General features: G+C 67.8%; 29 protein-coding genes and 1 pseudogene. 12 read left to right on the forward strand and 18 right to left on the reverse strand.

Annotation, left to right across the window (positions count from 1 at the left end; all coding sequences use genetic code 11):
• The first annotated feature begins 748 nt into the window (after nucleotides 1–748).
• Entirely contained in the window at nucleotides 749–1,177 is a 429-nt protein-coding gene (locus ABTX62_RS37910) for a histidine phosphatase family protein (RefSeq protein ID WP_502997952.1), read from the forward strand.
• A 49-nt stretch (nucleotides 1,178–1,226) separates the two neighbouring features.
• Nucleotides 1,227–1,582: pseudogene (locus ABTX62_RS15015) on the forward strand (hypothetical protein).
• Between the two features lie 66 nt (nucleotides 1,583–1,648).
• On the opposite strand, the gene ABTX62_RS15020 reads toward ABTX62_RS15015, so the two are convergent.
• From ABTX62_RS15020 to ABTX62_RS15065, 10 genes are all read right to left on the reverse strand, one after another.
• Nucleotides 1,649–1,879 carry a hypothetical protein gene (locus ABTX62_RS15020; protein WP_352116562.1) on the reverse strand — a complete coding sequence of 77 codons (231 nt, stop codon included), beginning with the start codon at nucleotides 1,877–1,879 and terminating at the stop codon, nucleotides 1,649–1,651.
• A gap of 295 nt (nucleotides 1,880–2,174) precedes the next feature.
• Complete coding sequence (locus ABTX62_RS15025) at nucleotides 2,175–2,645, reverse strand: Tad domain-containing protein (protein WP_283973372.1); 471 nt, start codon at nucleotides 2,643–2,645, stop codon at nucleotides 2,175–2,177.
• Nucleotides 2,642–3,070: a TadE/TadG family type IV pilus assembly protein gene (locus ABTX62_RS15030; protein ID WP_352116563.1), complete on the reverse strand. Its 429-nt coding sequence runs from the start codon at nucleotides 3,068–3,070 to the stop codon at nucleotides 2,642–2,644. The genes ABTX62_RS15025 and ABTX62_RS15030 overlap by 4 nt, the downstream gene beginning before the upstream one ends.
• 1 nt (nucleotide 3,071) lies before the next feature.
• Nucleotides 3,072–3,533 (reverse strand): TadE family protein, encoded by a 462-nt coding sequence (locus ABTX62_RS15035; protein ID WP_352116564.1) that lies wholly within the window; start codon nucleotides 3,531–3,533, stop codon nucleotides 3,072–3,074.
• A 29-nt stretch (nucleotides 3,534–3,562) separates the two neighbouring features.
• Nucleotides 3,563–3,814, reverse strand: coding sequence for a hypothetical protein (locus tag ABTX62_RS15040; RefSeq protein ID WP_283973369.1), 252 nt, complete (start codon nucleotides 3,812–3,814; stop codon nucleotides 3,563–3,565).
• Between the two features lie 74 nt (nucleotides 3,815–3,888).
• Nucleotides 3,889–4,812 carry a type II secretion system F family protein gene (locus ABTX62_RS15045; RefSeq protein WP_352116565.1) on the reverse strand — a complete coding sequence of 308 codons (924 nt, stop codon included), beginning with the start codon at nucleotides 4,810–4,812 and terminating at the stop codon, nucleotides 3,889–3,891.
• Complete coding sequence (locus ABTX62_RS15050; RefSeq protein WP_502997953.1) at nucleotides 4,812–5,807, reverse strand: type II secretion system F family protein; 996 nt, start codon at nucleotides 5,805–5,807, stop codon at nucleotides 4,812–4,814. Before ABTX62_RS15050 ends, ABTX62_RS15045 begins: the two co-directional genes overlap by 1 nt.
• Before the next feature lie 7 nt (nucleotides 5,808–5,814).
• Entirely contained in the window at nucleotides 5,815–7,122 is a 1,308-nt protein-coding gene (locus tag ABTX62_RS15055; protein WP_352116566.1) for a TadA family conjugal transfer-associated ATPase, read from the reverse strand.
• Nucleotides 7,119–7,997 (reverse strand): hypothetical protein, encoded by an 879-nt coding sequence (locus ABTX62_RS15060; protein WP_352116567.1) that lies wholly within the window; start codon nucleotides 7,995–7,997, stop codon nucleotides 7,119–7,121. The genes ABTX62_RS15055 and ABTX62_RS15060 overlap by 4 nt, the downstream gene beginning before the upstream one ends.
• A 17-nt stretch (nucleotides 7,998–8,014) precedes the next feature.
• The gene (locus ABTX62_RS15065; protein WP_352116568.1) at nucleotides 8,015–8,758 is read right to left on the reverse strand and encodes a hypothetical protein; all 744 of its coding nucleotides are present in this window, start codon (nucleotides 8,756–8,758) and stop codon (nucleotides 8,015–8,017) included.
• 588 nt (nucleotides 8,759–9,346) lie between these two features.
• On the opposite strand from ABTX62_RS15065, the gene ABTX62_RS15070 reads away from it, so the two are divergent.
• The 3 genes from ABTX62_RS15070 to ABTX62_RS15080 are packed head-to-tail and all read left to right on the forward strand — an operon-like array spanning nucleotide 9,347 to nucleotide 13,391.
• Complete coding sequence (locus ABTX62_RS15070; protein ID WP_352116569.1) at nucleotides 9,347–11,398, forward strand: hypothetical protein; 2,052 nt, start codon at nucleotides 9,347–9,349, stop codon at nucleotides 11,396–11,398.
• Nucleotides 11,388–12,638: a hypothetical protein gene (locus ABTX62_RS15075; protein WP_352116570.1), complete on the forward strand. Its 1,251-nt coding sequence runs from the start codon at nucleotides 11,388–11,390 to the stop codon at nucleotides 12,636–12,638. Before ABTX62_RS15070 ends, ABTX62_RS15075 begins: the two co-directional genes overlap by 11 nt.
• Before the next feature lie 48 nt (nucleotides 12,639–12,686).
• A complete protein-coding gene (locus ABTX62_RS15080; RefSeq protein ID WP_352116571.1) occupies nucleotides 12,687–13,391 on the forward strand; it encodes a hypothetical protein in 705 nt (234 codons plus the stop codon).
• A gap of 154 nt (nucleotides 13,392–13,545) precedes the next feature.
• Here ABTX62_RS15080 and ABTX62_RS15085 read toward each other — a convergent pair whose 3' ends face one another.
• Nucleotides 13,546–13,680, reverse strand: coding sequence for a GntR family transcriptional regulator (locus ABTX62_RS15085; protein WP_502997954.1), 135 nt, complete (start codon nucleotides 13,678–13,680; stop codon nucleotides 13,546–13,548).
• 314 nt (nucleotides 13,681–13,994) lie between these two features.
• On the opposite strand from ABTX62_RS15085, the gene ABTX62_RS15090 reads away from it, so the two are divergent.
• From ABTX62_RS15090 to ABTX62_RS15120, 7 genes are read left to right on the forward strand one after another with little or no spacing between them, the layout of a single operon-like run.
• A complete protein-coding gene (locus ABTX62_RS15090; protein WP_352116573.1) occupies nucleotides 13,995–14,666 on the forward strand; it encodes a hypothetical protein in 672 nt (223 codons plus the stop codon).
• A 44-nt stretch (nucleotides 14,667–14,710) separates the two neighbouring features.
• Nucleotides 14,711–15,745 (forward strand): hypothetical protein, encoded by a 1,035-nt coding sequence (locus ABTX62_RS15095; protein ID WP_502997957.1) that lies wholly within the window; start codon nucleotides 14,711–14,713, stop codon nucleotides 15,743–15,745.
• Nucleotides 15,746–15,785: 40 nt separating this feature from the next.
• Nucleotides 15,786–16,085, forward strand: coding sequence for a hypothetical protein (locus ABTX62_RS15100; RefSeq protein ID WP_352116575.1), 300 nt, complete (start codon nucleotides 15,786–15,788; stop codon nucleotides 16,083–16,085).
• The gene (locus ABTX62_RS15105) at nucleotides 16,082–17,431 is read left to right on the forward strand and encodes a hypothetical protein (protein ID WP_352116576.1); all 1,350 of its coding nucleotides are present in this window, start codon (nucleotides 16,082–16,084) and stop codon (nucleotides 17,429–17,431) included. The genes ABTX62_RS15100 and ABTX62_RS15105 overlap by 4 nt, the downstream gene beginning before the upstream one ends.
• A 9-nt stretch (nucleotides 17,432–17,440) precedes the next feature.
• Nucleotides 17,441–17,854 (forward strand): hypothetical protein, encoded by a 414-nt coding sequence (locus tag ABTX62_RS15110; RefSeq protein ID WP_352116577.1) that lies wholly within the window; start codon nucleotides 17,441–17,443, stop codon nucleotides 17,852–17,854.
• The gene (locus ABTX62_RS15115) at nucleotides 17,841–18,473 is read left to right on the forward strand and encodes a hypothetical protein (RefSeq protein WP_352116578.1); all 633 of its coding nucleotides are present in this window, start codon (nucleotides 17,841–17,843) and stop codon (nucleotides 18,471–18,473) included. Before ABTX62_RS15110 ends, ABTX62_RS15115 begins: the two co-directional genes overlap by 14 nt.
• A 44-nt stretch (nucleotides 18,474–18,517) precedes the next feature.
• Entirely contained in the window at nucleotides 18,518–19,159 is a 642-nt protein-coding gene (locus tag ABTX62_RS15120; RefSeq protein ID WP_352116579.1) for a hypothetical protein, read from the forward strand.
• A gap of 402 nt (nucleotides 19,160–19,561) precedes the next feature.
• Here the strand turns inward: ABTX62_RS15120 and ABTX62_RS15125 are convergent, their stop codons facing one another.
• From ABTX62_RS15125 to ABTX62_RS15155, 7 genes are all read right to left on the reverse strand, one after another.
• Nucleotides 19,562–19,909, reverse strand: a complete 348-nt coding sequence (locus ABTX62_RS15125; protein ID WP_352116580.1) for a hypothetical protein — start codon at nucleotides 19,907–19,909, stop codon at nucleotides 19,562–19,564.
• 293 nt (nucleotides 19,910–20,202) lie between these two features.
• Nucleotides 20,203–20,796 carry a hypothetical protein gene (locus tag ABTX62_RS15130; RefSeq protein WP_352116581.1) on the reverse strand — a complete coding sequence of 198 codons (594 nt, stop codon included), beginning with the start codon at nucleotides 20,794–20,796 and terminating at the stop codon, nucleotides 20,203–20,205.
• On the reverse strand, nucleotides 20,789–21,463 hold the full coding sequence (locus ABTX62_RS15135; RefSeq protein WP_352116582.1) for a hypothetical protein: 675 nt from the start codon (nucleotides 21,461–21,463) through the stop codon (nucleotides 20,789–20,791). Before ABTX62_RS15135 ends, ABTX62_RS15130 begins: the two co-directional genes overlap by 8 nt.
• Nucleotides 21,460–21,957, reverse strand: coding sequence for a hypothetical protein (locus ABTX62_RS15140; protein ID WP_352116583.1), 498 nt, complete (start codon nucleotides 21,955–21,957; stop codon nucleotides 21,460–21,462). The genes ABTX62_RS15135 and ABTX62_RS15140 overlap by 4 nt, the downstream gene beginning before the upstream one ends.
• An 870-nt stretch (nucleotides 21,958–22,827) precedes the next feature.
• Nucleotides 22,828–24,348: a putative T7SS-secreted protein gene (locus ABTX62_RS15145; RefSeq protein WP_352116584.1), complete on the reverse strand. Its 1,521-nt coding sequence runs from the start codon at nucleotides 24,346–24,348 to the stop codon at nucleotides 22,828–22,830.
• Nucleotides 24,345–24,665, reverse strand: coding sequence for a DUF6317 family protein (locus ABTX62_RS15150; protein ID WP_352116585.1), 321 nt, complete (start codon nucleotides 24,663–24,665; stop codon nucleotides 24,345–24,347). The genes ABTX62_RS15145 and ABTX62_RS15150 overlap by 4 nt, the downstream gene beginning before the upstream one ends.
• 88 nt (nucleotides 24,666–24,753) lie before the next feature.
• Nucleotides 24,754–25,056, reverse strand: coding sequence for a WXG100 family type VII secretion target (locus ABTX62_RS15155; protein ID WP_283973346.1), 303 nt, complete (start codon nucleotides 25,054–25,056; stop codon nucleotides 24,754–24,756).
• Nucleotides 25,057–25,102: the final 46 nt, after the last annotated feature.

A 25,102-nucleotide genomic window follows, 5' to 3' on the forward strand; every position in this document is an offset into this window, starting at 1 on the left:
CCCGTCGAGCTTCCCGTCGTACTTCCCGTCGAGCTTGACGAGCTTGAGGTGCGGCGTCGCGGCATGGCGGGTGTCCTGGGGTCGTGTGTGGAGTGTGGTGAGCCCGAGCTGTGAGGTGGGGGTGTGCTGAGCCTACAGAGATCTTATGGACTCTTATGGAGGGCGTCGAAGGGCGGACGGATGGAACTCCGCTGACGTCCGGTTTGCCCCGTAGCAGCCTGGCGCCTGCTTCCAGGCTGCCCACCGGGATCTCCTCCCTTCGCAACTGCCGCGCAGGCTCCTCACTTTCCCCACACACCCACTCAAGGCCATGGGAGGGCCACCACGAGCCGCTGATGGCTTCGTTCTCTGTCGCACCCACCGAACTTCGGGGGAGAAGCCGTGGCCCGCCGCGCTCTGACCACCGCCGCCCGTTCGTCGCGACTGCGGCACTTCTGCTCACCGCGTGCGGTGGGGGCGACGACGGGTAGTCGGACGGCACCAAGGGGGAGGGTGCGGGGTCGAGTCCGTCCGCTTCGGCCTCCGCATCGACGCCGCCCGGCGTCAAGCGCCCCGATATCACCCTTCCGAGCAGCTTCCGGTTGACCTTCGGGAACTGGACGAGCGGCGACCCGGACGAACAGGCCGTGCTCAACGACGGCAGGGAACAGCTCCGCGCCGGCTACTCGGCGATCATCGCGGACGAGCCCGACGGCGGTGAGGCCCTCGTCTTCTACGACACGAAGGCCGGCCTCGCCGCGGACCGTGAGTGGATCAAGTCCTACACGGACAAGAACGTCACCGTCATCGGCGAGCTTCCTGTCTTCGATCCCCAGGCCACCCTCTTCGTGCGGAACACCAAGGCCCGGCTCGGACACTGCCACGGACGAGAGCAAGGCGCAGACCAGGAACCGCGAGACGAGCGAGGTGGTGGGAACCGCCCCGGGGCCGACCCCCACGTGGCCTACGTCGTCACGATGCAGAAGAGCGAGCAGGGCGTGTGGCAGACCGTGCCCACCAACTCCGGCAGGGCCGGTTGCTCCTGATGTACCGGCACAAGCGGGCCCTGGCCACCCTCGCCGCGACGGCTCTGACGATCTCCCTCTCCGCCACGACGGCAATCGAGTCGTGTTCCTCCAGGGGGCGAGCCCCGTGCTGGATCCGGCCGAGGCGTTCCACGACATCTTCGGCGCTGTGACGAGTACATTCCGCTTCGTCTGACCATCCGACCTGCTGGGGGGATCCACATGGGCAAGGGCAAGAGCGACCTCGCGCTTCCGCTGACCGAGTTGGAGAGCTACGGGCGCCGGCTGCGGTCCATCAAGACCCGTCTGAATCACACCAAGAAGCTGTTCGAGTCCTACAGGGACGACATCGGCGACGGCAGCGTCAATGACGCGCTCGGCGATTTCGAATCCAACTGGGAGGACGGACGTGAGGACATCACGCAGCAGTTGGACGCACTCGCGAGCAGTCCGATGCCGTGGTGCGCGAGTTCAAGAAGCTGGACGACGAACTCGCCAAGAAGGTGAACGACGCCGTGAAGACCGAGGACAAGCGGGGCGGCGGGAAAGGCGGCAAGGGGGACAGCGGCGGGAAGTAGACCGCTGTCCGAGGGACGCGAAAAGGCCCCGGGTCGGGAGATCCGGGGCCTTTTCCCATGCGTTCGTCAGGAAGCGGCGACCGCGTTGAGGTGCAGGTCCGCCGCGACGCCCTGGGGCGAGACGGCGAGGCCCAGGCCGCCGCCCACCCCGGCGGTGAGGCCGGCGGCCGTGGTCTCGACGTAGAGACCGGCCGCGGCACCGGCACCCGCGGTGGTGCCACCCGCCTGCCCGCCGGCGATGGTGTCCAGCTCGGCGTCGGACATCTGGGCGGTCTGGATCTGCGGGGTGAAGGCCATGGGAGGCGGTTCCCTTCATTCAAGAATTCGACGTGCTCGAGCGCGACCGACTCAAACACGTCGGAAGAAGGCACGGCCAGTCAGTGGTGATGCGCGGGTGCCGGATTTCGGGGAGCGCCTTCATGGGTGTGACCGTTCGGTCACCGAGGACCTCGCGACCTTCACGCCCTCTGCCACTTCGCGATACACGAATGCGGCCCGCGGCGCGGAAAAGGGGCCGGGCTCGGTTTCCGCCCGGTACCGCCATGACCTCGCGATGAACGGTGTGCGGATTCGCCGAATGTTCCGGATCGGCTCAGCCGACCTCGTTCTGCGCCACCGCCTGGCCGTGGACCACCACGTCGCCGCCGTAGAACATGCCCGTGAAGACCGGGGAGTACGTGAGCTGGACCTCGACCTCGACCTGCTCGGCGTTCGCCGCCACGCAGTGGGTCGCTCCGATGTCCGCGCCCGTCATTCCCATCTCGCGCGCGAAAGCCTTCACGCGGGCGTCGCAGTTCTCGAAGTTGATGGGGGCGGGACCGCCCTCGTTCTCGTAGAGGGCGTCGCGGTCGATGTCCTGCGCGGCGTAGCGGGCCGCCTGTTCGGCGATGTCGGCGGCGCGTTCCCGTTTGGAGATGGACAGGCCGCCGTCGATGACGAACGCCGAGAGGGAGAGGAAGACGAGCGTGAAGATGATGACCGCGCCGGCGCCCGAGCCTCGGTCGTCCCACTGTGCGCGGCGGGCCGCCCAACGCGCCCGCCCGTACGGTCGCAGGTGTCTCACGCCGACCTCCGGAACGGATCGAGCGGGGAGCTGAAGCTCGACGACAGGGTCGTCGGGACGTCGAGGCCGAGCATGGCGAGGCCCCGCACCTGGCAGCTCACCTCGACCGTGAAGATGGTGTCCGGTTCGAAGCCCTGGCTGGTCTGCGTGACGGACACCGGGCCCGAGCAGACGTCCGCCAGGTTCGCCTCGGCGGCCTTCTTCGCCTCGGCCATGGCCGTCGCGTGGTCCTTCTGGATCGACCCGGCGCGGGCCGCGTCCCGGGCCGCGCCGTCGAGCGCTCCACGACCGTCCACGAGCTGGCCGAACGCCACCAGGACCAGGATGAACAGGATCATCACCGGTGCGAGGATCACGACCTCGACGGTGGACAGGCCGCTGTCGTCCGTGAACCGGCGGCCCTCCCGAACCGAGGGGACGCGCATGTCAGTTCCCCTCTTCCGGCACGAACCGCTCCACCGGTCCCACCGACTGCGCGTGCACCGTCAGGTCCAGCCCCGGAAACACCGTCGGTACCCTCGCCTCGATCTCCACGCCCACCGTGTTCTGCTCCGGCTGCACCATCGTCACGTCCGGGGAGAGGACCAACTGCGGGCCCAACTGCCGGATGTAGCTGTCCACGACGTCCCGCGCCTCGCCCCGCCAGGCGCCCGGCCGTTCGTCGGCCGTGGCGCGGGCCTCGCGGGCTCCGGCCTGGGCCGCCGCCTGGGCGACATGGTCCGCGAAGAAGTACAGGGCGAACTGCACGGTCGCGAAGATCATGAAGAAGAGGACCGGGGTGAGCAGCACGAACTCGATCGCGGTCATGCCCGAGTCGCCGCGGGTGGCCGCCCGTTTCCGTGCGGCCCGCACCCAGCGGCGTGCCCGTCTGCTGACGTCTGCCGGCATCCCCGTGAACCCCGTTGCCCTTGAGACGGTCAGCAGGTCTTGCCCGCGTCCGCACCCTTGATGCAGTCGCCGACCTTGTTGGCGCCCTCGCTCAGCGCGGCGTTGATGATGGCGGCCACGACACCGACGATCGCCACGACCACCGCGGAGATGATGACCCACTCGACCGCGGAGGCACCGCGGTCCAGCTCGCCGGAGCGGGCACGTTCGGTGCGGGCCCGGAGGAAGGTGACGAGGAAGTCCACGGCGGGGATGCCGGTGTGGAAGGTGCGTCCGTTCATGACGTCTTGTCCTTTCGAAATCGGTTCACGGAGGTTCTGTGGTGGCGAAGGTCGCCGCAAGGCTCACGCACGGCTCACTGCACCTGGAACACCCGCATCGCCGCCGGAAAGATGAGGAACACCAGGAACCCGGCGCACAGCAGCAGCTGCGCCACGAGCATCGACTGGGACTTCTCGCCCGCGCTGCCCTCGATCTCGGCGAGCTCGCGGTGCCGCATGGTCTCGGCGCGGGAGGCGAGGGACTCGCGGACCTTGGCACCGTCGTCCGCGACCAGGGCCAGGGAGGCGGAGAGGTCCTTCAGTTCCTCGACGCCGATCTCCTCGCCGAGCGCGCCGAGCGCCTGCCACTGGCTGACACCGGTGATGCGGGCGTCGGACAGGGCGTTGCGGATGCGCTGGTTGGCCCAGCCGTCGGAGACCTCGGCCGCCGCCATCAGGGCCTCGGGCAGGCCGCGTCCGCCGGCCAGGCTCATCGACACCAGGTCGAGGTACGCGCCGATCACACGCCGCAGGTCGCGCCGCTTCTCGGCCGCGTCCCGCCGTACCTCCAGGTCGGGCAGGAAGAAGAAGACCGTCGCGAAGAGCAGCGCCAGCCAGACCGGGATGATCGGGCTCCTGCCGACGCCCAGCGTGTAGACGATGGCGAACAGGAACGGGCCGAAGAACAGGCCGGCCACGCCCAGCAGCACCTTCGTGGCCAGGAACTTCTCCCAGCTGCGGTCCAGCACCGCGAGGTCCGCGCGCAGCGAGCGCTGCTCCCAGCCCTGCTGGAGGTAGAACTCCGAGACGCGCAGGCCCACTTCGGCCCGCAGTCCGCCCAGGCGCCCCTTCTCCCGCTCGACGCGGGCCGCCTCGTAGGCCGAGCCGCGGGCCCGCATCGCGTCGATCCGCGCGACCTGTGAGATCGCGCTGCGTTTGCCCGGCATGAGGGCGCGGACGAGGGCGTAGAGACCCAGACCGAGGACGGCGCCGACGACGAGCGGCATCGTGAGGTCCATCAGCGAACCCCCTCTTCCTGCGGCAGCCGCTGCGGGGACTGCGCTGCTCCGTGCGACGGCGTCCCCGGACGGACGAACTGGACGTCGGCCTCGTCGCGGACGAGGAAGCGCTCGGGCGTCTCGATGGTGGACAGCTTGCGCAGCCACCAGAAGCCGAGCGCGAACAGGCCGCAGACGCAGGCCAGGACGAGCTGGCCGACGGCCGTTCCGTACGGCGCCACGAAGTCGCGGTTGAAGATCGACAGGCCGAGGACGAACGCGACGGAGACCGCCACGACGATCTGCACGGACCTGCGGGTCGACGCGCGCTGGGCCATGACCCGCTGGCGCATGTCGACCTCCTCGCGGGCCGACTTGGCCAGGGCGCCCAGGACTTGGCGCAGGCCCGGGCCGCGCAGCCGGGCGTTGAGGATGAGGGCCGCGACGATGATGTCGGCGGAGGCGTCGTCGATCTCGTCGGCGAGCTGCTGGAGCGCCTCGGGCAGCGGGGTGCGGGCGCGCAGCCGGTCGACGAGGGCGTCGAGGTGGGGTCGCAGGACGGGGGCCGCGGCGCGGGCGGAGGCCGGAATGGCCTGTTCCAGGCCGACGGCGCCGGCGATGGTGTCGCGCAGGGACTCCGTCCAGGAGGCGAGGGCCTCCACGCGGCGCATGGCGGCCCGCTCCTCACCGGCTCCGCCGAACAGGCGGTCCCAGAAGAAGACGAGGACACCGGCCGCGAGGCCCGCGACGGCCCAGCGGGTGAGGACCAGGACGACCAGGCCGACGATGGCGGCGAGCGAGCCGCGCCGCCCGGCGAAACGGATGAGTTCACTCGCCCGCTCGGCTGCCTTCTGCTTCTCGTGGTCGGGCTTGGCGGGCAGTCCGCGTACGGCGACGACAAGGAGGGCGAGTCCGCCGCCGACGGCGACGCCGCTACCCATCGCGTACAGGACGGTGGTGGAGAACAGGCCGCCCATGGAGCCGAGCGAGCCGACGGCCGCGAGGTTCGTGCTCATGCCCGGCTCACCCCCAGGTCCCGGACGGCCGGTAGCCGTGTGCCATCAGTTCCTCCAGGCAGGCTAGGGGGGCGTGCGGCACGATCCGGCCGTCCGCGGCCTCCGCGAACACCTCGCTGGACAGCACGCGTCCGTCGACACCGTTGACCTCGCGGACAGAGGTCACCATGCGCTGGAGGCGGCCGCCGTTGCCGTAGTTGTTGCGCCGCTGGATGAAGACGACGAAGTTGACCGCGCCCGCGATCAGCATCTGGCTGGCCTCGATGGGCAGTCGTTCCGTGGCCTGCAGCGCGTAGGTGGAAATACGGTTGAAGACCTCATGCGAGCTGTTGGCGTGGATCGTGGACAGCGAGCCGTCGTTGCCCTGCGACATCGCGTTGAGCATGGTGACGATCTCGTCGCCGAGGACCTCACCCACGATGACGCGGGAGGGGTTCATACGCAGCGAGCGGCGTACCAGTTCCGCCATCGAAATGGCGCCCTGTCCCTCGGAGTTGGGCAGGCGCTCCTCGAAGGCGACGACGTTGGGGTGCAGATCGGGGAAGGTGTCGAGGCCGAGCTCCAGGGCCCGTTCGACGGTGATGAGACGCTCGTGCGGCGGGATCTCGTTGGCGAGGGCGCGCAGCAGTGTGGTCTTACCGGCGTTGGTGGCGCCGGCGATCATGATGTTCTTGCGGGCGCGGACCGCGCAGGCCATGAAGTGGGCGACCTCGGGCGACAGCGTGCCGTTGCCGACGAGGTCGGAGATGAACACCTTGCCCATGCGCGCCCGGCGGATGGACAGCGCGGGGCGCCGGGTGACGTCCATGACGGCCGACAGTCGCGAACCGTCGGGCAGCCGCAGGTCGAGCTGCGGGTTGGCGGAGTCGAAGGGACGCGAGGACAGACCCGAGTAGGCGCCCAGCACCTGGATGAGCTCGATGAGCTCCTCGTCGGTCTCGGCGACGGGGTCGCCCTGCACCTCACGGCCGTCGGCGTACCCGACGAACACCTGGTCGCAGCCGTTGATGTCGATGTTCTCGACCTCGGGGTTGTCCAGCAGCGGCTGGAGCCGGCCGACGCCGAACAGCGCGGCGTGCACGGCGGCCGCGTACTGCTCCTCGGTCTCGGCGTCCAGCGGGGTACGGCCCGCGTTGATCTCGGCGCGGGCGTACTCCTCCAGGATCTGGGCTATGACGGCACGGGCGTACTGCCGTTCGTCCTCCGTGGACATCGGAGTGACGCCCGCGACCTGGTCCTGACGGCGCTGCTCGGCGATGCGGTCGCCGGCGTCCTGGCGGAACCGCTTGACCAGACCGTGGTCGACAGCGGTCATGCGCCGGCCCCCGCGCGGCCCGGGGCGGGCGGGACGTGGTGGGCCTGGGGCGCCTGGTTGGCCTGGGCGGAGGCGGCCCAGGCGGCGCCGTACTGCTGGTAGAGGTCGGCGGCGACCTTGCGGGCCGAGCGGATCAGCAGCGACTTGTCGAGACGGCCGCGCTTACGGCCGGCCAGCTGGTCGGCGCCGGCCGGGTCGTCGGCGATGGTGCCGACCACGCGGGCGCCGGTCTGGGCGTGCACGAGCATGTCGTTGACCTGCGAGGCGAGCTTGCCGGCCGTGCCGGTGTCGGCGATCAGAACGACGCCGATCATCGGAGTGCCGAGGCTCGCGGCGCCGCGCGATCCGCCGTGCAGCTTGCCCGCGAGGGCGGTGGCGCGGTCACGGACCCGGGCGATGGCCTCCGGCTCGGTGCGCGAGATGAGCAGCACGAGCGCGGCGTGCGGGAACAGTTCGACGGCCGGGGTGTCACCGCTGACGCGTCCGCAGTCGGCGATGACGTCGGCGGCGGCGTGCGGGGAGTCCGCGAGGGAGCTGAAGGCCTGCCCGAGGGTCGGCCACAACCCCGCGAGTCCGGCGGCCTGTTCGGCGATCCCGAGCCCGACGAGGACCTCAAGACCGCCGCTGAGCGGCTGCACGTGGTCCCAGAGCTGGTCGGGCACGAGGCCGCGGCGCGCGGTCGCGGCGATGGAGAGCATGCCGGTGTTCGGGTTGAGCGGCCCGCCGTGCGCCGCGGCACTGCGGTAGACGAGGTCACCGCCCGCCGGGTCCGCCTCGGCGAGCAGGACACGCCGCGGCCAGACCGCCGCGAGTGCGACGGCCGCGGTGGTGACGCCGGGGGAACCCTTGTCGGCGGCGAGAGCGATGAGCGCCATGGGTGGGGTGCCGCCTTCTAGTTGCCGGAGTTAGCGGGGACCTGGACGAGAGCGACCTCGCCGTTGGAGGCGGCCTGCGCCAGATCGGCGGCCTTGTCACCGTCGACGGTCAGGGTGACCGCCAGGTTGGTGCTGCCGACGAGTTCGTCGCTGTCCTTCGGACCCGGGACGTAGGTGACACGGGCGTTGTCGACGATGACGGAGCTGCCGGCCGCAGACGATGACGAGGACGAGTTGCTGTTGCTGCCGCCCGCGCCGGAGGCGGAGCCGACGCGGTAGGCCGCGACGGTGTCGCCCTCCTTGATACCCGTCGGGTACTGGCCGGCCTTCAGGGACAGGCCCACGGTGGCCTTGCCGGCGGCGACACCCGCCTCGTCCCCGAACATCTCGCCGACAACGACGGCTCCGGCGGGGATGGCGTTAACGGCCTTCAGCTTCTGCTTCTGCAGGTCGGGCAGCTGGGTCCACTCGACGTAGTGAATGCTGTCGTTCTTGGCGACCATGACAGGGGTCGAGTTCGACTTGTTGACCGAGCCGCCCGCGGGGATCGCCTTCGTGACCTTCACGACCTCGATGCGGTCACCGGCCTGGAGCACGAGCATGGTCGCACCCAGCGCACCCACCAGGATCAGCAGCACCGCGAGCGCCGCCAGTGCCGGTTTGCGCTCGCGAGGAGGGGTGGGAAGCCGGTCACCGACCGACGGCTGAGCCGGAACGGCGGAACGACCCGCGCCCGCCCCCGTACGCTCTTGGATCTTCACGCAACCGCTCCCCGTACACCCAAGAAGATGTCTGTCATGTGCCTTCACATTGGGACACTTCACCCGCGTCGGCCCACACGGAGAAGTGCGGGACGGGCCGGACGTACCCGCCCGGCCTGGGCGAATAGTCAGCACTGGGGGTGAGTGTCAAGCCATCGCACCGTATCAGCCGCACATAAGCCCCTCAAGACGCGCCCGGCCTCACGGGCCGCAGGATGCGGCCTGTTATCCATCCGCAACGTCCCACCCACTCAACCCGGCCGGGAAAAGCTCGGCATGGGCACACGACCTGTGCGCCAGCGAATCGGCGTCCGCCCCAACTCCCGTGCGCGTGCGACTTGTTCGTCACCTGGCGGCCATCATGCCTGCACGATTCACTCACGAAGTCGGGGCGGGGCTTCGCGCGATCGCGCTCTCGCGAGGATGACTGCCGTAAGCCTCGCCATCAGCCTTCGGAGGCATCCAGACCCAGGCGACCTGGTTGCGGATCCGGCGAGGGATCCGACCCGGCTGACGTGATCTGTAGCACTCACGAACGGCCGAGTAGAGTGCCGCGCGAACATCGAACGGACCGCGGGGGACTCACCGGTGAGAGCAATCACGACGAACGACGCCTGCCCAGTGCCGATATGGGCAACGAGCAGCAGGCGCAAGCGCGTTCTCCGGCTGCTTCTCACCCTGTGCGCGCTGACAGCCCTCTTCGCGACCGCCACACCCGCCGACGCCATGGACACCGCCCACGCCGCCGACGCCCCCACCCAAGCCGCCTACCTCGCCGACCGCCTCCGCGAGAACCCGGTTCACGTCACTGACCAGCTCCCCCGCGAGATCCCCCGCTCCACCGCCCCCGACCTCGCCCGCATCGCGAAGAAGACCGGCGTCCCGACCTACGTCCTGGTCCTGCCCATGCAGAGCAGCACGGACGGCGGGCAGTTGCTCGGCGCGGTGCACGACCGGCTCGGGCGGGACGGGCTGTTCGTCCTGTTCGGGGGACCGGACATCGCGGAGGCGAGGGCCTTCGGCGTCCGCGCCCCCGCTGACGCCGCCCTCACCGTCACACGATGCGAACTCCCTTACGACGCGGGTCCGTTGCGCAGCTTCGAGCGCTTCGCCGACGTCATCGCGCAGGGCGACGAGAAGGCCACCGCCCGCGCCGAGGCCGCCCGCGAGACGTACCGGGACGACGAGGCAGCCGACATGTACATCGGCCCCTCCGACCGCCGCAACCAGTCGTTCCTCACGGGCATCCTGCTCACCGGCGTACCCCTGACGATCCTGCTGCTCGCGGCCTTCGCGGGGCGCGGGCGGCCGAAGAAGCCCGTGCTGCGCCGGTCGGTCTGGGGTGCGGCTCTCCTCTCCGCCGCCGCTGTCGCCCTCACCGCCACCGTCGTCTTCGACCAGACACGGTCGAGCGCGGCGCGGCCTCCCACCCCCGCCGACCTGTCCGCCCGTGTGGAGCGGGTCGCGGCGGGACTGAAGCAGGACCCGGTGTACGCCGATCCGGAGAGCCCGCGCGTTCTCGACGCCCGGCAACTGGACCGGCTGCACGAGCGGATCCGGGACTTCCGGCGTTCCGACGGCGGCGGCCCCGTGTACGTCTCCCTCGTGCCGCAGACTCCGGCGAGCGAGTCGGCCGGCGACTCGGGGCTGTTCGCCGCGGCGGTGCACGCCAAGGTGGGCAGGGACGGGGTGTACGTGGTCGCCGACCCTGACGACGGCACGATCGACGTCTACAACCACGGCCTGCGCCTGGACGGCAACCGCCTCTCCTTCGACGTACCGGACTCCGTCACGCTGGGCGACAGCAGGGCGGACGAGGCCGACGACCACCTCCTCGGCGAGCGCCTCGACGCGCTGATGACCTTCCTCGACGACACCCCGCGCACCGACCGGCCCTGGTCCGAGCCCGCGCCCCCCGCAGCACCGAGCGCCGCCGACGAGACCGCCCTCCCGCCCCTGTTCTCCACGGACTTCTGGCCGGGCCTGGTCGTGGGCGCCTTCGCGGCCCTCCTGCTGTCGAGCGTCGTGGCCGGGGCGACATGGATCGTCCGGGCCGTGCGGCGGCGTTCCCCCGCGCCCGAGCCCTCCGGCCGCCTGCCGCTCACCGCACCGACCGAACCGTCTGTGTCCTACCTCCGACGCATCGCCTACGCCGAACTCACCGCGCTCACCGCTGGATTCACCGACCCGGAGGACCGCTACCGCGCCTGGGACCACCTCGACGCCGCGCTGCTCCTGGTCGACGGCGACCCGGGGCGGGTGCGGCAGCCGGGGACGGATGCCGCGACCCTGGTCGCCGTCATCGTGCTCGCACGAGCCGGCCGTGCCGCGCTCGCCGGCGAAACGGCCGACCTGTGCTGCGGCGTCAACCCGCTGCACGGCCCCGCCGCCCGCCGTCACCACGTCCGCGTCTCGGCCGAGGGCAACAGCCGCCGCCTGCTCCCCGTCTGCCCGCCCTGTGGCGACTCGGCCGTCGCCGAACCGCGCGGCATCCCGGGCCGGTTGCTCAAGCTGCCCGACCCCTCACTCGGCAACACCCGCCTCCCCTACTACGACGTGACCGACGGCCCCCTGACCGCCGTACCGCAAGGAATCGCCCGGCTCATCGACAAGGTGAGGGAGACCACAGGTGTCCACTGACGCGAAACGCCTGATCACCGCCCTCGCGGCACTGCTGCTGACGGCGCTCACCACGACGAGCGGCGCCGTCGCGGCGGACGGCGAAGGCCCGAGCGCCGGGCAGCGCATCGCGAACGCCCTGCGCACCTCCCCCGTCTACGTCGACGAGGCCTACGCCGAAGCCGTACCGCCGTCGCGGCGGCGGCAACTGGCGGACCGGATCCGCCGCACGGGCCTGCCCATCAAGGTCGTGCTCATCCCCCTCACCAAGGGTGACGCCTTCGACGGCGAGTCCGACATCCTGGCCGGAACGGTCCGCGACCGGCTCGCGGACCGGCGCGACCTCGTCCTCATCACATCGGACAGCGACTTCCCCGACTCCCTGCGGGGCTACGAGTGGCCCGGCGGCGCCCACCAGGCGAGCAGGGCCGTGGCGGCCGCCGGGTTCCTGGACGAGACGCGGGACGCGGGACTGGCGGACCTGGCCGCGAAGGCCGTGGACCTGGTGGCGGAGGGCAAGGGCGAGCAGCGCTACGAGGAGGCGACGAGGGACCTGGGGGGCTCGGCCCGGCCCACGCAGTCCGGGCCCGGCTCCGATTCCGGCTCCGACCCCGGCTCCGGCGGGGCCGGCTGGTGGCTGCTCCTCGCCGTACCCGCCCTGTCCCTGACCGCGCTCGCGACCCGCGCGGCCCTGGTCCGTTCCCGTACGCCCTCCCCGGCCGTTCCCCAGCTGGTCTTCGCCACCGCCCGCGCCGCCGACGAGGCGCAGGTGCGGCGCCGGGCGGAGGCGGAGGTACTGGCGCTGGGCGAGGCGACCCAGGCCGCCGACGTGACCGCGACCCCGGCACTCCAGCAGGCCCTCGACGCGTACGCCGCGGCCGGCAGGGTCCTCGACGAGGCCCGGGGCCTGCCGGACCTGGCGGGCGCCCTGGCCCTGGCGCACGAAGGCCGCGATGCCCTGACCGGCTCCCCCGGCCTCCCCCTCTGCTTCTTCAACCCCCTGCACGGCCGCGCCGCCCTCCGCACCGGCTGGCGTCCGCTCGGCCGCCGGGACCGGCTCGACGTGGCGGCGTGCCAGGAGTGCGCGGACGCACTGCGGGACCGCCGCGCCCCGGAGGTCCTCCCCGACACGGACGAGGACGGCCGTACGGTGCCCTACTTCGAGATCCCGGCCGAGCGGAGCGCCTGGGCGGCGACCGGGTACGGGTCGCTGATCGCGCCTCTGGAGGGGGTCAACACCGCGCGTCGAAAGGCCCGTTGACAGCCCATGTCATGTTCTCCGCTCACATCAGCAACCGAGGAGCCCGTTTTGAACCGCGCCGCCCTGGCCGTCGTCTCCGCCCTGGCCCTGGCCTCCGCACTGACCGCCTGCTCGGGCGGCGAGGACACCCCCTCTGATGCGCCGTCGACACCGAAAGCCAAGCAGACCACTCCGGAACAGCGGCTGGCGAAGGCCATCGTGACGAAGGACGACCTGCCCGGCTACAACGTGTCCGAGCCGGAGGCCGAGTACGCCTTCGCCAGGTCCTCGGACGAGGTCACGGTCGACAAGCCCGGCTGCGCCCCGCTGGCCTACGCGATGAATCAACTCCCGCTCGGTGAACCGCGGGCCGACCTCACGCGCAGTGCCGGGGCGGGCTACGGCAAGACGAGCACGTACATCACTCTCGCCGTGTACGAGCCGGCGGCCGAGGCCGAGTCGGTGCTGGCCGGGCTCGCGAAGGCCGTGCCGGAGTGCGGAGAGGGGTTCACTGCGAAGGCGGGCAAGAACACCACCGCCTACGGCTCGGTCACCGCCGAGAAGGGCACGACGACTGGTGCCGTCGCCTTCCGTTCGACGATGACCTTCCGGGGTATCACCCACACGCTGCACACCGAAGCCGTCCGCCACGGCGACGTGCTCGCCGTGTACTTCTCGGTGAACGGCTTCGCCATCGCCGACAGCAGGCGGCCCAGCGACGCCGAGATGCCCGCGAACGTGGTACGGGCGCAGGACTCCAAGCTCGCGAAGTAGTCCTCCTGCGGAGCTCGTTGATCAGCCGGGCGGCCGGTCCCTGTGCGAGGCTCGTTGATCAACCGGGCGGCCGGTCCTCGCGCAGGGCGTTCCCACAAAGCGCCCCGGCGAACCTGACTACGCGTCGGTTCCCACCGAGCCCCCTCGGAGCCGCTCAGCGCTCCGCGACGAACGATCCCATGCCCCGCGTGGTGACGATCAGCCCTTCCTCCCGCAAGGCTGCGGTGGCCTTACGAACGGTCTCACGAGCAACTCCGAACTCCTGCTCCAGCTTCACCTCGGAGATCAAGCCGCGCACCCGGTACGGTCGGCGGCCCCGCCGATCCCGTCCCGTACACCTCCGCATATCCGCCATGCGCGTGTGCTGGATGCAGGGCGACGCGATAGCAAAACCCAGGCGACAGCGACGGCCCCGGACGCGGCGCGATCGAGCGTCCGGGGCTGCCATCGCTGAGACACGACCTGAGCACAACTCCGCGCCACTACACCCTCATACGCCCCAAATGCCCTGCGCACCGCCCAGTTCGCTGTGGCGAAACCCAGAACCTCACCGATAGCGTCTGTCTCCCTGACCTCACATCTGTCTCACGGGGAGAGTCCACTGTGAAGCGCCGCCCTTTGCTCGTTGCTGCCGCGCTGGTGGCGACGGCAACACTGCTGTTGACGGCCTGCGGTAGCGGGGCCGACAAGTCCAGCGACTACGACAAGATCGCCGGCGCCGACCAGGGGGCGAAGACGCCGAAGGAGTCGGCATCACCGTCGGGAGCACCGGCAGAGGACAAGCCGGACGGCGTGGACGTGTCCCTGCCGAAGGACATGAACCTGGTCTTCGACTGGGACAAGCCGCAGGACAAGAACGAAGCGGCTGCAATGGACGACGCCGCCAATTTCATCCGTGCCATCTACCACGGCGTTTACAAGCGCACGTCCAATGACGCAGCCGTAACCACCTATTCCACAGGCGAGGGGATGCATTACGCGAAGACTCAGATCGACAGCAGGGTCGACGGCGGCTGGACCGCCACTGGTACACGGCGCCACTATCAGGCCACCACGAGGTCTGCCCCGAACGGAAAATCCGTCGAAGTCGCGTTCTGCGTAGACTCAAGCAAGTTCTACGGCAAGGAAGTCAAGACCGAAAAGATCCTGAAGAGCAAGCCCAGCATCGCTGACTTCGACTACTTCAAGATCGTGATGGTCAAGTTCCCCACTGGTGAGGGTCTGTGGCAAGCGTCCAAGGTGTTCGTTGAGGCCAAGGCGGCGAAGTGCCAGTGAACGTGTCTCGGAAAATCCTCCTCCACACGAGCACAGTTGCTTCGCTGATAGTCGGCACTCTCATCCTCACGGAGCCGGCCCACGCGGTGGAACCAACGAGCAATGGCCGGGGCGCCAGCACCGAACAAGTAGGCGGCGGCAAGAAGGCCGGAATCTACGCCGCCGCCCGCATCCAGTACTCCGGATCCGTAGCCAAGGGCGGCGGCACCGGAAACGTGACCTCCTCTGATGTCAGCTGGACGCCTCCGCCCTGCTGGTATGCCCCTTACCTCAGCGCCAAGGACTTCAAGAAGAAGATGTCCAAGGACATCGAGAGCACGAAGAACAGTCCCGGCATGACCGGCACGGCGGGTGCGGCGATCGGCGAGATGGAACGCCACTACGAAGACGGTTACGGCTGGACCGACACTCCCGGCTACAAGGACTACAATATCGAGAACGACGGCAAGGGAATGTTTTGGGCCGGCGTCGAGAACCCCAACGAGCCGGACTACCTCAAGCGGACGTCGTGCACGGACCTTCCCTTCTGGGTGGAGAACGGTGAGGCCCCGCCACCCCAGTACGAAGAGGCCATCTCCCCGGAGATCCTCGCCGCTCTCGCCTACCAGCACATGGAGCTCCCCGACACCAAGGTCACCCTCGCTCCCGAGGCCAACACCAAGGTGAACCTGCCGACCTGGGCCTGGCTCGACAAGGCCGTCTTCGACGAGGTCCAGGCGACGGCGGCCCTCAACGTCCCCGGGTTCAACATCCAGGCCACGACCACGGCCAGGCCGGTGTCCCTCAAGCTGGAGCCAGGCACCAAGGACGCCGAGACCTACCCGGCATCCGGCGAGTGCGTCATCAACGCCGACAAGTCCATCGGCGAGCCCTACGCCAAGGGAAAGGCCGACCGGACGCCGCCCTGCGGCCTCAAGTACTTCCGCTCGTCCGGCGACGGCACGTACAAGCTCCAGGCCACCATCACGTGGGAGATCGCCTGGACCGGCACCGGCGGCGCCGGCGGCGACCTGCCCGACGGGACGTTCGGCAACGAACAGGCGGTCACCGTCCAGGAGATCCAAGCCGTCAACCGGTGAACCGACAACAGCGAGCACACACACGGGGGAAGGGTCATCCATGAGCGACTCGGACCTGACGGTCGACTACGAGTTCCTCGCGGACTGCGAGCGCAAGCTCGGGCAGCTCAAGAAGACCTTCGAGGACATCGAGAACCGTCGCGACGACATGGACAAGCACTGGGGCTCCGGTGAGATAGCCGAAGTGATGGTGCACTTCGTCGACAACTGGGACGACTACCGCACCCGGCTCGTCGAGTCGCTCGAATCCGTCGGCCAACTCGTCGCCGGCACCAAGAAGGCGTTCGTGAGCCTGGACGAGGAGTTGGCCAAGCAGAACAAGAAAAAGCAGAAGAAGTGACACCTACATCCAAGCGCCGTCCGGTCGACTGGCAGCCGCTCTGTGACTCCGACCCGGTGCCCGGTGACCCGGAGGAGATCCGCGCCGAGGTCAAGCACATGGTCTCGGTCGCCAAGAAACTCCGGGAACAGGCCAAGAACCTCCAGGCGATCAGCAACGAGGACACCCTCAAGGGCAAGTACGTCAAACGCCTGCGCGAGGAGTCCGGCACGCTGGAGAAGCACATGCGGGAGGTGGCCGACCGGTACGAACGTGTGCACGGCCATCTGACCACGTGGTCGAACGAGCTGGAGGACTTCCAGTCGGACGCCGACAAGGTCCTGCGCCAGGCGAAGGAGAAGCAGGGCGAGATCGAGGCGGAGAAGAAGAAGGAAGCCGCCTCCGCCGACAAGGACACCCCTCAGCCCTCCGTCAGCGGCACCGACCACGACCCCCTCCATTCGTACCGAAGCCGGCTGAACGAGATCACCGGAAACCGGGACACCCGCGCCGGCCATCATGCCGGGAAGATCCGCGCCGAGATCGACGACGTGATCGAGGACTCGCCGTGGGACGACATCAAGGGCTGGGTCCATGACAATGCCGACCTGATCAAGGCGTTCATCGATGTTCTCGGCTGGGTCGCGACGGCTGCGGGTTTTCTGGCGCTCGCTATTCCCGGCTTGAACCTGCTCGTCCTCGGCATCGCGGGACTCACGATCGGCCTCAGACTCCTGCTGGTGGCATCCGGCGACGCCACCTGGACGGACGTCATCTTCGACGTCGTGGGTGGGCTGCTCGTCGTGGGTGGCATCGGGGCCGCCTCAAAGCTCGCCAGAGGCGCCAAGGCCACTGTGGGTGCCGCTCAGGCCGCCCGAACCGCCGGCCTGAGCCGAGGGCTCAGGGGTGTCAAGGGCATCCTGGACGAAACGGGCCGGACGATGACCAAAATGCCGCAAGGAGCAGGGCGTCAGGCCCTCGGAGCGGCCCGTAACGCGATGCGCAAGTCCATCTCCCAAAACGTCGGCCTGGTCGCCAAGGGACCGCTCAGGGTAAGCCCGTTGTCGACGCTGGTACACCTCGGCGACAAGGAGATGGCCGGCATGGCGAAGATGCTGCAGGCGAACAAGGCTGCCTTCCCGGAGGCCGCAGGGGCCGCCGCGGACAAGGCGTACAAGTCTTATCAGGTGGGCCTCGGCATCGCCTGGACCGGCATGGGGATGGACGTCACCGACAAAGCGCTGGGCAAAAGCGACCTGACAAGCTTGACCGACGAAAAGTTCGGAAGCGGCGAGAAGCCGTACAACACGGCGTACTCGGACTGGAAGGACAACACACTGAAGCCCGCGCCCGACACCCACTGGTGAGGAATGAGCATGGACCTTAACTCGGCGCAACGCATTGTCGAGGCCGAAGCCGCCCGCACCGGGCTCGGCACCGGCCCCAACAGGCGGCTTCGGCTGACACTGATCATCGGAATGCCCCTGTTCCTCCCGGTATTGGGGCTTATGATCCTGGTGCCGAAGTCCCTGATGCATGAAGTGCTCTATGTCTATGAAGCCGGGATCGTCGGCTGCCTCCTGCACTACGTCTGGGTGTTCGCGAAGTACCCCCGTTATGCGGGCCGCCCGCCCTATCTCACCCGAGATCTGGCCATGGGCGGCGGTTTCTTCCTGCCCTCGTTGTTCTTCGGCTTCTGGCCGGGCATGATCGCCGCCCCGGCGTGGGCTCTCTTCGTAGGCGTTGCCTATGCCGTGGAAGTGACGCGGGGGCGCAATGACCAGCGTTGAACACCGCCTGGCCCCTGATGGCTTCAATCTGGTGCCGCCGCCCGGCTGGGACGTGATTCCGCTGCACTCCGGCACTCAGGAAGCGATGGACCGCATCGTCCGCAAGGCCGTCAGGCAACTGCCCGTCGGTTTTCCCAAGGACGACATTCCGAAGGCCCGGATGAAGCTCACCCAGGAGATGAAGAAGGTCGTCCGCCGGGCCAGTGCCAAAGGAGGAATGACCCTCTACCTCCCCACCGAACGCCTCCACGGCGTCGCGCTGCCCGTCTCGATCGTGGCCTCCGAGCCGATCGAGGTTCCACGGGTCAGGCCCAACAGCGGTCCAGAAGCGGTCCTGGCCGCGCTCGCCTCCGAGACCCGCGGAGCCGAGGTGCGAGAGCTCGACGGCACCGCGGCCCTGCGCTCGGAACGAGATGTGCCCGCCGACCCGGACCGAGGCGTCGATGTCGCTCACCGCAGAGTCGAGTACTTCCTGCCAATCCCGGACAGCACGCCTGACCGGTACCTCAGTTTCTCCTTCAGCACCCTGATCGCGCCCGGCTCGGATCCCGCCTTCTACGACACCCTCGTGGAGCTGTTCGACGCCGTCATGAGTACCTTCCGCTGGAGCTACTCCTGAGGACCTCCCCCTTACTGCCCGCGCACCGACGAAAGAGACCACTCATGCCAGACGGCACCCTCTGGAGCACCGACCTCGGCGCTCCGCTCCACATCGACACGGATGCCGACCCGTTCCTTTGGGGCTATTTTCATCTCCAGATCGACAGACGGACCTTCAAGGAATGGCTGAACCAGCACCTGATCGGCCTGGCCGCCATTCACAACATCGAACTCACCCGTAAGCTCCGCCGCTTCCACAAGACCTTCTACGAGCAGACGCTTGTCATCCTGCGGGACAAGCTCCAGGCCGACGAGGCGTTCATCTACCACCCCGTTCCGCTCACCTACATGCCCTTGGTGATGCACGCCACCCGCATCCACTGCGAAGCCCCTGACGCAGCCTCCTGTGAGGGGTTCAGCGCGCCGACCGTGCCGAACCCGGACATCCCCGAGTGGCAGCAGCGCACCGGCAGCATTGCGTTCGCCTCCCCGCATCTGGGCGAGGACGGCGTCCGGGTAACCCGCTCGTACCCGGCGGACAGCACCATCATGATGACCTCGGTGACCTATCACTGGCACACACCGCCTGGCATCCCTGACGTGTGCCTCCGCGGGCACCACGACGATCCTGAAGTGATCGCCGCGGCAATGGAGGCACTGGACGACTTCGCGCGGAGGCTCCGACTCCCCGAGACGGCTCATTGACCGGCGCCGCCCGGGGCGGATTCAAGCGGCGAGCATCGTTGAGCGGCATTCGCGAGAGCACGTGGAGCATGGGCGGAGGAACTGGTCTCAGCCTCCGCAAGGTTGGGGTACGCGCTGACTGTCGCTCACCCAGCGCTGCTGCACTCGGACGACCATTTTCTCCTCAAACGCCGGCGCAGTCCTAACGCCCCCGTGCCGCCCGGCTCTTCCCCTTGCCCTTCTTCCGAAGCCTCCGCGCCCTCTCCCGCTCCTGAGCCCTCCGTTCCTCGGTCCGTGCCCTGTTCCAGCGATACAGGAGCCAGCCCACCAAGCCCGCACAAACGACGTACGCGAGAAACGCGATGCCCGTTCCCGGAATGTAGGCGCAGCTCGCCGAGTGGCAGTTCCTGGCGCGAAGGCCGCTCAGCAGATAGAAGAACGGCCCGAAGGCCGCAGCCCAACATGCTGCCGCTCCCGCCGTCCGCAACCCGTGCGCCAGCGCGGTCCTGCCGGCGACCCAGCGGCACAGCGCACGCCTCCGATCACACCGAGAACGGTGATCACGCCGAGGACTGCACCGAGCGCCCATGAGCCTGCGGGCAGTTCCACGAGCGTCGGGATGGTCTCGCGGGCGAACCGTTTCCACAGGCCCATGAGCAGCAGGACCACGCCCGTACCGATCACCAGGCAGAGGATCACTCCAGCGATCCCGAAACCGTCGCGCGCTCCCGAGCGACGGTCGACAGCCGGTTCGTCACCTTGCCTCTGCATCTGCAGTCCTCCCGTGCCGTCGGCGGGGCCGGCTCTTCACGTCACTCCACCCACCGCAGGGAACCCGTGATCGCATCACACAAGCGCCCCATCGGACCGGACATCCCAGTCAGCGGAGCCGAGGAGGAGAGCGTCAGAATCTTTCAAGCTCGAGGCCGACCCGCCCCAGTGGTGCCCCCCTGCACCGACGAGCAACGAGTGGAGTCAGGACGCCGCCTGGCAGGTCGAGCCGACCAGGCGGCAACCCGGACCTCACCACCCGTCTCGTCCGATGTGCACCCCGGAGTGGAGCTTCAAAGGTCCACCGTTACCGTCTGCGCGATGCTGTCCGCCGCAGCTTCCATTTCTTCCGTGATACCGGGCACTGTCCACGACACCAACAACATGACGGCGCTCTCGGCTCCAGCCGGGAGGATCCCGTACGTCAATGTTTCCATCAGGACTCCAGGCTCGACACGTGAGGCCGAGTCAGCAGCGAAGTCCTGACGGATGCGTACGGCACTGCCGACCGGAAGATCTGTATGCGAAATCTGCGGGGTGCCGAAGTCGTCGGCACTGAAGGCCTTCGCCAGCCACTCCAACGTGATGCTGGGAACTGTTTCATCGGGGTGAATCAGATCGACTTCCAGGACCGCCAGCGCGGTGTCGAAGCCGTCAGGAAAGAAGGCGAAAGCGTAGAAGGGATCTCGGCTGCGACTGTCATCGGCACGGGCCCGCAGCTCCTTCCTCAACGTCCGTTTGTCCAGTTCATAGCCCGCAGCCTTACTGCGGTCACGCAGCTCCGCCGCGGTTCTCTTGGCCCAATCTTTGACATCGTCCGACGGCTCAAGCGGGAGCGGCACCCAATCGGTCGGAACGACGATGCCGCATGCACTCATCTCACCCATGATCGGTGTCACCGCCCACCCAGACCAAAGAGGCTGCTACCGCGTCGAAGAGCTGGACCATCGCGTCCGCGATCTGCACCAAGGGGGTGGAGAAGGTCAGCAGTAGACATGCGTCGGCTCTGGGGACGGGCAGTTGATAGTCGAGCGTGACTGAGGGAAGAGTCTCGTCAGGACCACCCGGCATACCTGGCGGAGCCGGGCGGTCAGGCTGCCCTGTCGACCTGCGGGTGCGCACAGCAGGCCCCGACGATAGTTCGACCACTGACACTTCCAGCTCTGGGTCAGAGGAGAGGCGGGTAGCGATGTCCTTCACATGCAACTGGCCTCCGCCGGTCGACGGCATGAAGGTGACGAGCAGAGAAGCCGGGATGGTGAAAGCAGCGGCCTTCTGCAGGCTCAGGTACAGCTCGATGCCACCGTCCCGAAAGGCCGCGGCTGCCTGCGCCAGAAGGCTTTCCCGCAGCTGCCTCTTGAGGTGAGGAGCATTATCAACTCCCTCGAATTGGCGGTTGACCAGTACGTCGACCGAGCGCTCACGGCGCTCTGGATCGATGTCCACCCGGAACCACCCCTCCGGCAGAAGAAGCCGGTAGTCAGTCGGCGGTGCGACGCTGCCACTGCCTTCAGGCAAGGTCATGGTGGCTTCGATGTGGTCGGCTGATCTCATACGTGGTCCTCTACCTTCTCGATCACCTTGTCGTCCGAGAAGCGGCTGACAAGGGCACTCGTTCCGGCCGGAACCAGAGCCGCGGCGATGGTCAGAGCAGACAACAAACCCGCGAGAAACGCCGGCAGTTGGTCACTGAAGAGGCCGGCCAACAGCACAGCACTGAAGAGCGAAAGCGTGAGGAGTTCATTCCTACCGATGACAGAACGGTGCCAATCGGTCTCTTTCCTGGCTTCCTTGGCTTCCATCGGTGACATCTTGCGGAGGTCCGCGCTGAGGACGTGTCCCTGCCACCAGACGTCCGCGCTCCTGGTCTGCCGGAGCTTCTCGTCCTCGACGGCAACTGCCAGTGCCGCTTGCAGCTCAGCCCAGCGATCGTGCCCCTGCTGTCCCGCGAACCAGTGTTTCCACGGCAGCAGTGCCCGCGTCTCGCCCTTGCCGTCCAGAAACGCGACAGCCAGCGGTTCCCCCGTCGGGGGAGCGACAAGTCGCACCAACCTCGCCACTCCGTGAGTGCCGGCCCTCCCGAGCCAGCGTTCTTCTCCCACTGTGTTGGTCAAGACCACGTCGTTTGGAAGTACCCGAATGGAAGCCATTCGCAGAAATCGTCGCGTCGCTCCGGCTGCCGGTGGAGGCCTGAACGTCAGGGCTCCGCCGAACGAGTCGCTTCTTGTGTTCCGCCACCACGCTGTGATGCGCACGAGGCCATCCGAAGCGGGAATCAGGAGGAGGGCGCAGGCAGCAATAGGCATGGCCCAGACCAGATCAGCGGCGAAAGCGGTCACAACAGCGACGAACCAACCGAACATGCCGAGCCCTCTTGCCCAGCTGTGCCACCGGGGCAGGTCGCCATGGACAGCACGGTCCGGTCGGGGTCCCCGACCGGCTTCCCGTACCTCGACTCCGTTAGCTGGCTGCAATCCGTCTTCCAGTGGAATTCCAAGAGTCGCGACAAGGTCCCTGAGTCCAGTCCGATCCAGGCACGTCGACGGCCTCAGGTCCATGGCCCCGACGACCCCGGCCTCGGGCAACCAGGCCGCGAGCGGCACACGCAGGACTTCCCGCCCGGCCTCGCTCTTGAAGGCCAGAACGCCCCAACGTTCCATGGGGCGCTTCTGCACGGTCTCCCAGAGGTCGTCTGGCGGGATGAAGACCGCGTGCCGGATGCCATCAGCTCCGACCGCATACCGGCGCTCCCGCAACCGGCCGTCACGCACCACCAGGGTGCGCCCTTCCGCGTAGAGCCGAGCCCTGCGCACGATATGGGCATGGTGGGGCGGCATCCCCGCCGGGCGCGCAACCGGCTCGATCGCCTGCCGTAGCGGCGTACTCTGCCCTGACTGTTCAGCCATAACTCGCCCTGATCATCCGTCACCCGTTGTCGTGGCGTCCTTGATCCCGGTCGCCGACCAAACCCCGTCGCCCAGTCCTTGTATCCCGACAAGATCACCGATGCTCCCGGTGATCTCTCCCTTGTCGAGCAGGTCGGTGGTCGACGCGACAGCAGTGGAGCCGGCCCAGATGCGGGTTTGGGTCTCGAAAACGTCGGTTGCGGCCTTCACCGCACTGTCGGCCCGCAGACCGTCGGACATCTGATCGAGGCTCCTCTGCAGACTCGTGACACCGGGATCATTCAACCCTGGCCGGACGCCGGTCCAGGTATCAGCCTGCCGAAGTTGCCGAAGGTTGCTAGGGCGCAGGTCCTTGACCGCCTTGAAGCTGTCTACTGAATCCTTCAAGATCAGCTTCGGGTTGAAGGCATCCGCCATCCGCTGGGCGCCAGGGAACCAGCCCTTCGGCGCCTTGGCGATCGCCTCGGCAGCGGCCTTTCCGCGCAAGGCTCCACCGCTTTCTTGATTAGCCTTCTTCCAAGCTTTGTTGACCGCCTTTTTGTACGCGGCGGAACCTGGCTTCGCCTTGATGCCCTCCCGGAGTGTTCTCGCACTCGCGGATCGACCCAAGCTCTTGGCAGCCGCCGATGCGCCCCTGGCTCCGGCGAGAGCCCCGCGTCCGATCCCCAACGTCGCAATGCCCACGACGTCCAAGGCGACATCAAACCAGCTGCCCTTACCGGCCAGTGCCAGAAGGGTGTGCCCCACGAGCGAAACCAGAGTGGCCACAAGTGCTATCGTACCGAGAACCCCGGCAAGCACCTGGCCAACAATCGGGATCCATCCCACCATAAGGGCCAGCGTCCCGCAAATAGTCGCGACCCATCCGGAAATTTTGAGAGCCTTCTCAATCCATCCGGAATTATCGTTGACCCAGTCCTTGAACTTGTCCCAGGCACCATCCTTCAAACCATCGTTGTCGATGGCATATCGAATGGCATCCCGCGCCCTCTTCGCTGCAGCATCGCGTACGTCCTTGGCTGCCTCGAGATCCTTCTTAGCCCGCTCCAATGCCAAAGTCGCCGCGTCCTGACGCTTCTCCAGCTTTTGACGGTCCGGGTCGTCGTCGCCTGCGTCCTTGGGGAGTTCATGGATCGCGGTGCTGCTCGCGTTGCGCTCGTCGTCAGCGTCCCGGGCATCGCGGAGCGCCTTGTCGGCCATGGTCTGCGCACGGTGGAGTTCCGAGGCGTACTGACTGGAGCAGCCACCCTCGGTCACCTTCTCGCCGAGGGCGTCAGCAGCGGCATCGTAACGCTTGAATGCCTTCCGCAGCTTTCCCTCAGCCTCTTCGGCGTCCTTACGGAATTCTTCAGCCGTCTTACTCTTCCACTCATCGACAGACGCAAGCGCTTTGATCTCGTCCGCCTGTTTCCTGATGGCCTCAGCAGTCCTCCGGAGTTCCCGTCCCAGCTCGGCGACGGCATCCGGATCGCCGGGGATCGGATCGACCGCCTCGCCGATAACGGCCCATTCTTCAGCGCGCGGACGCGTCACTTGGAGCCTCCCCCGGATTTCGACTCCTTGCCCGCATTTCGAAGCGCCTCGGCAAGTTGGCGGTCGATGTCATCATAAGATTTCGCCGCAGTGGAAAGGAGCTTCGAAAGACTCTCCAGTTCCTCCGTAAGACGCTCCCGATGGATCTTCCAGTTGTCGCCGAACTCGTCGAAAACGTCAACCAAGCCCTGATCGCCCAGGGTGGCCGTCCCCAACCCGTCAGCCGGGTTGGCGTTCTTGTCGAACTCCCGGTGAATCTTGGAGAGAGACTTGGCGCTTTCCTTGATGCGCTCGATATCGGCAGTCTGGTCCGACATGGATCCCCCGCTGAGGAACGTAGAAACGCAGCCCGACGGGGCGGACCGTCAGAACCCGCCCCATCGCCCTAGATCTTCTAGTAGTCCGTCACTTGCTCCGAGCCTGCTTGGCCAGTTCCTCGTCGATCTGCTCGAACTTGTCCGCGGCCATGGTCAGGTAGTCGCCCATGCCGTCGAGGCCGTCCAGCGTGTCCTTCATGCCGCGTACGAACTCGTCGAAGTTCTCGTCGAACGCCTTCGACGAGCTCTTCGTGACGTAGCCGCCCTGCACGAGGTTGTTGATGTACTTCTTCAGGCCCTCGAGCCTCTCCTGGAGCTTTTCCTTCTCCTTCACGACATGCTTGGCTGCATCCCGCATGTCCTGATAAGTGATATCCAGGTCCTTGGCCATGAAGCCGCTCCCTCTCGCAACGCCGCAGGGCCAACCCCCGTGGCTT

The organism is Streptomyces sp. NPDC096046, assembly GCF_040303285.1.
Lineage (GTDB): Bacteria > Actinomycetota > Actinomycetes > Streptomycetales > Streptomycetaceae > Streptomyces.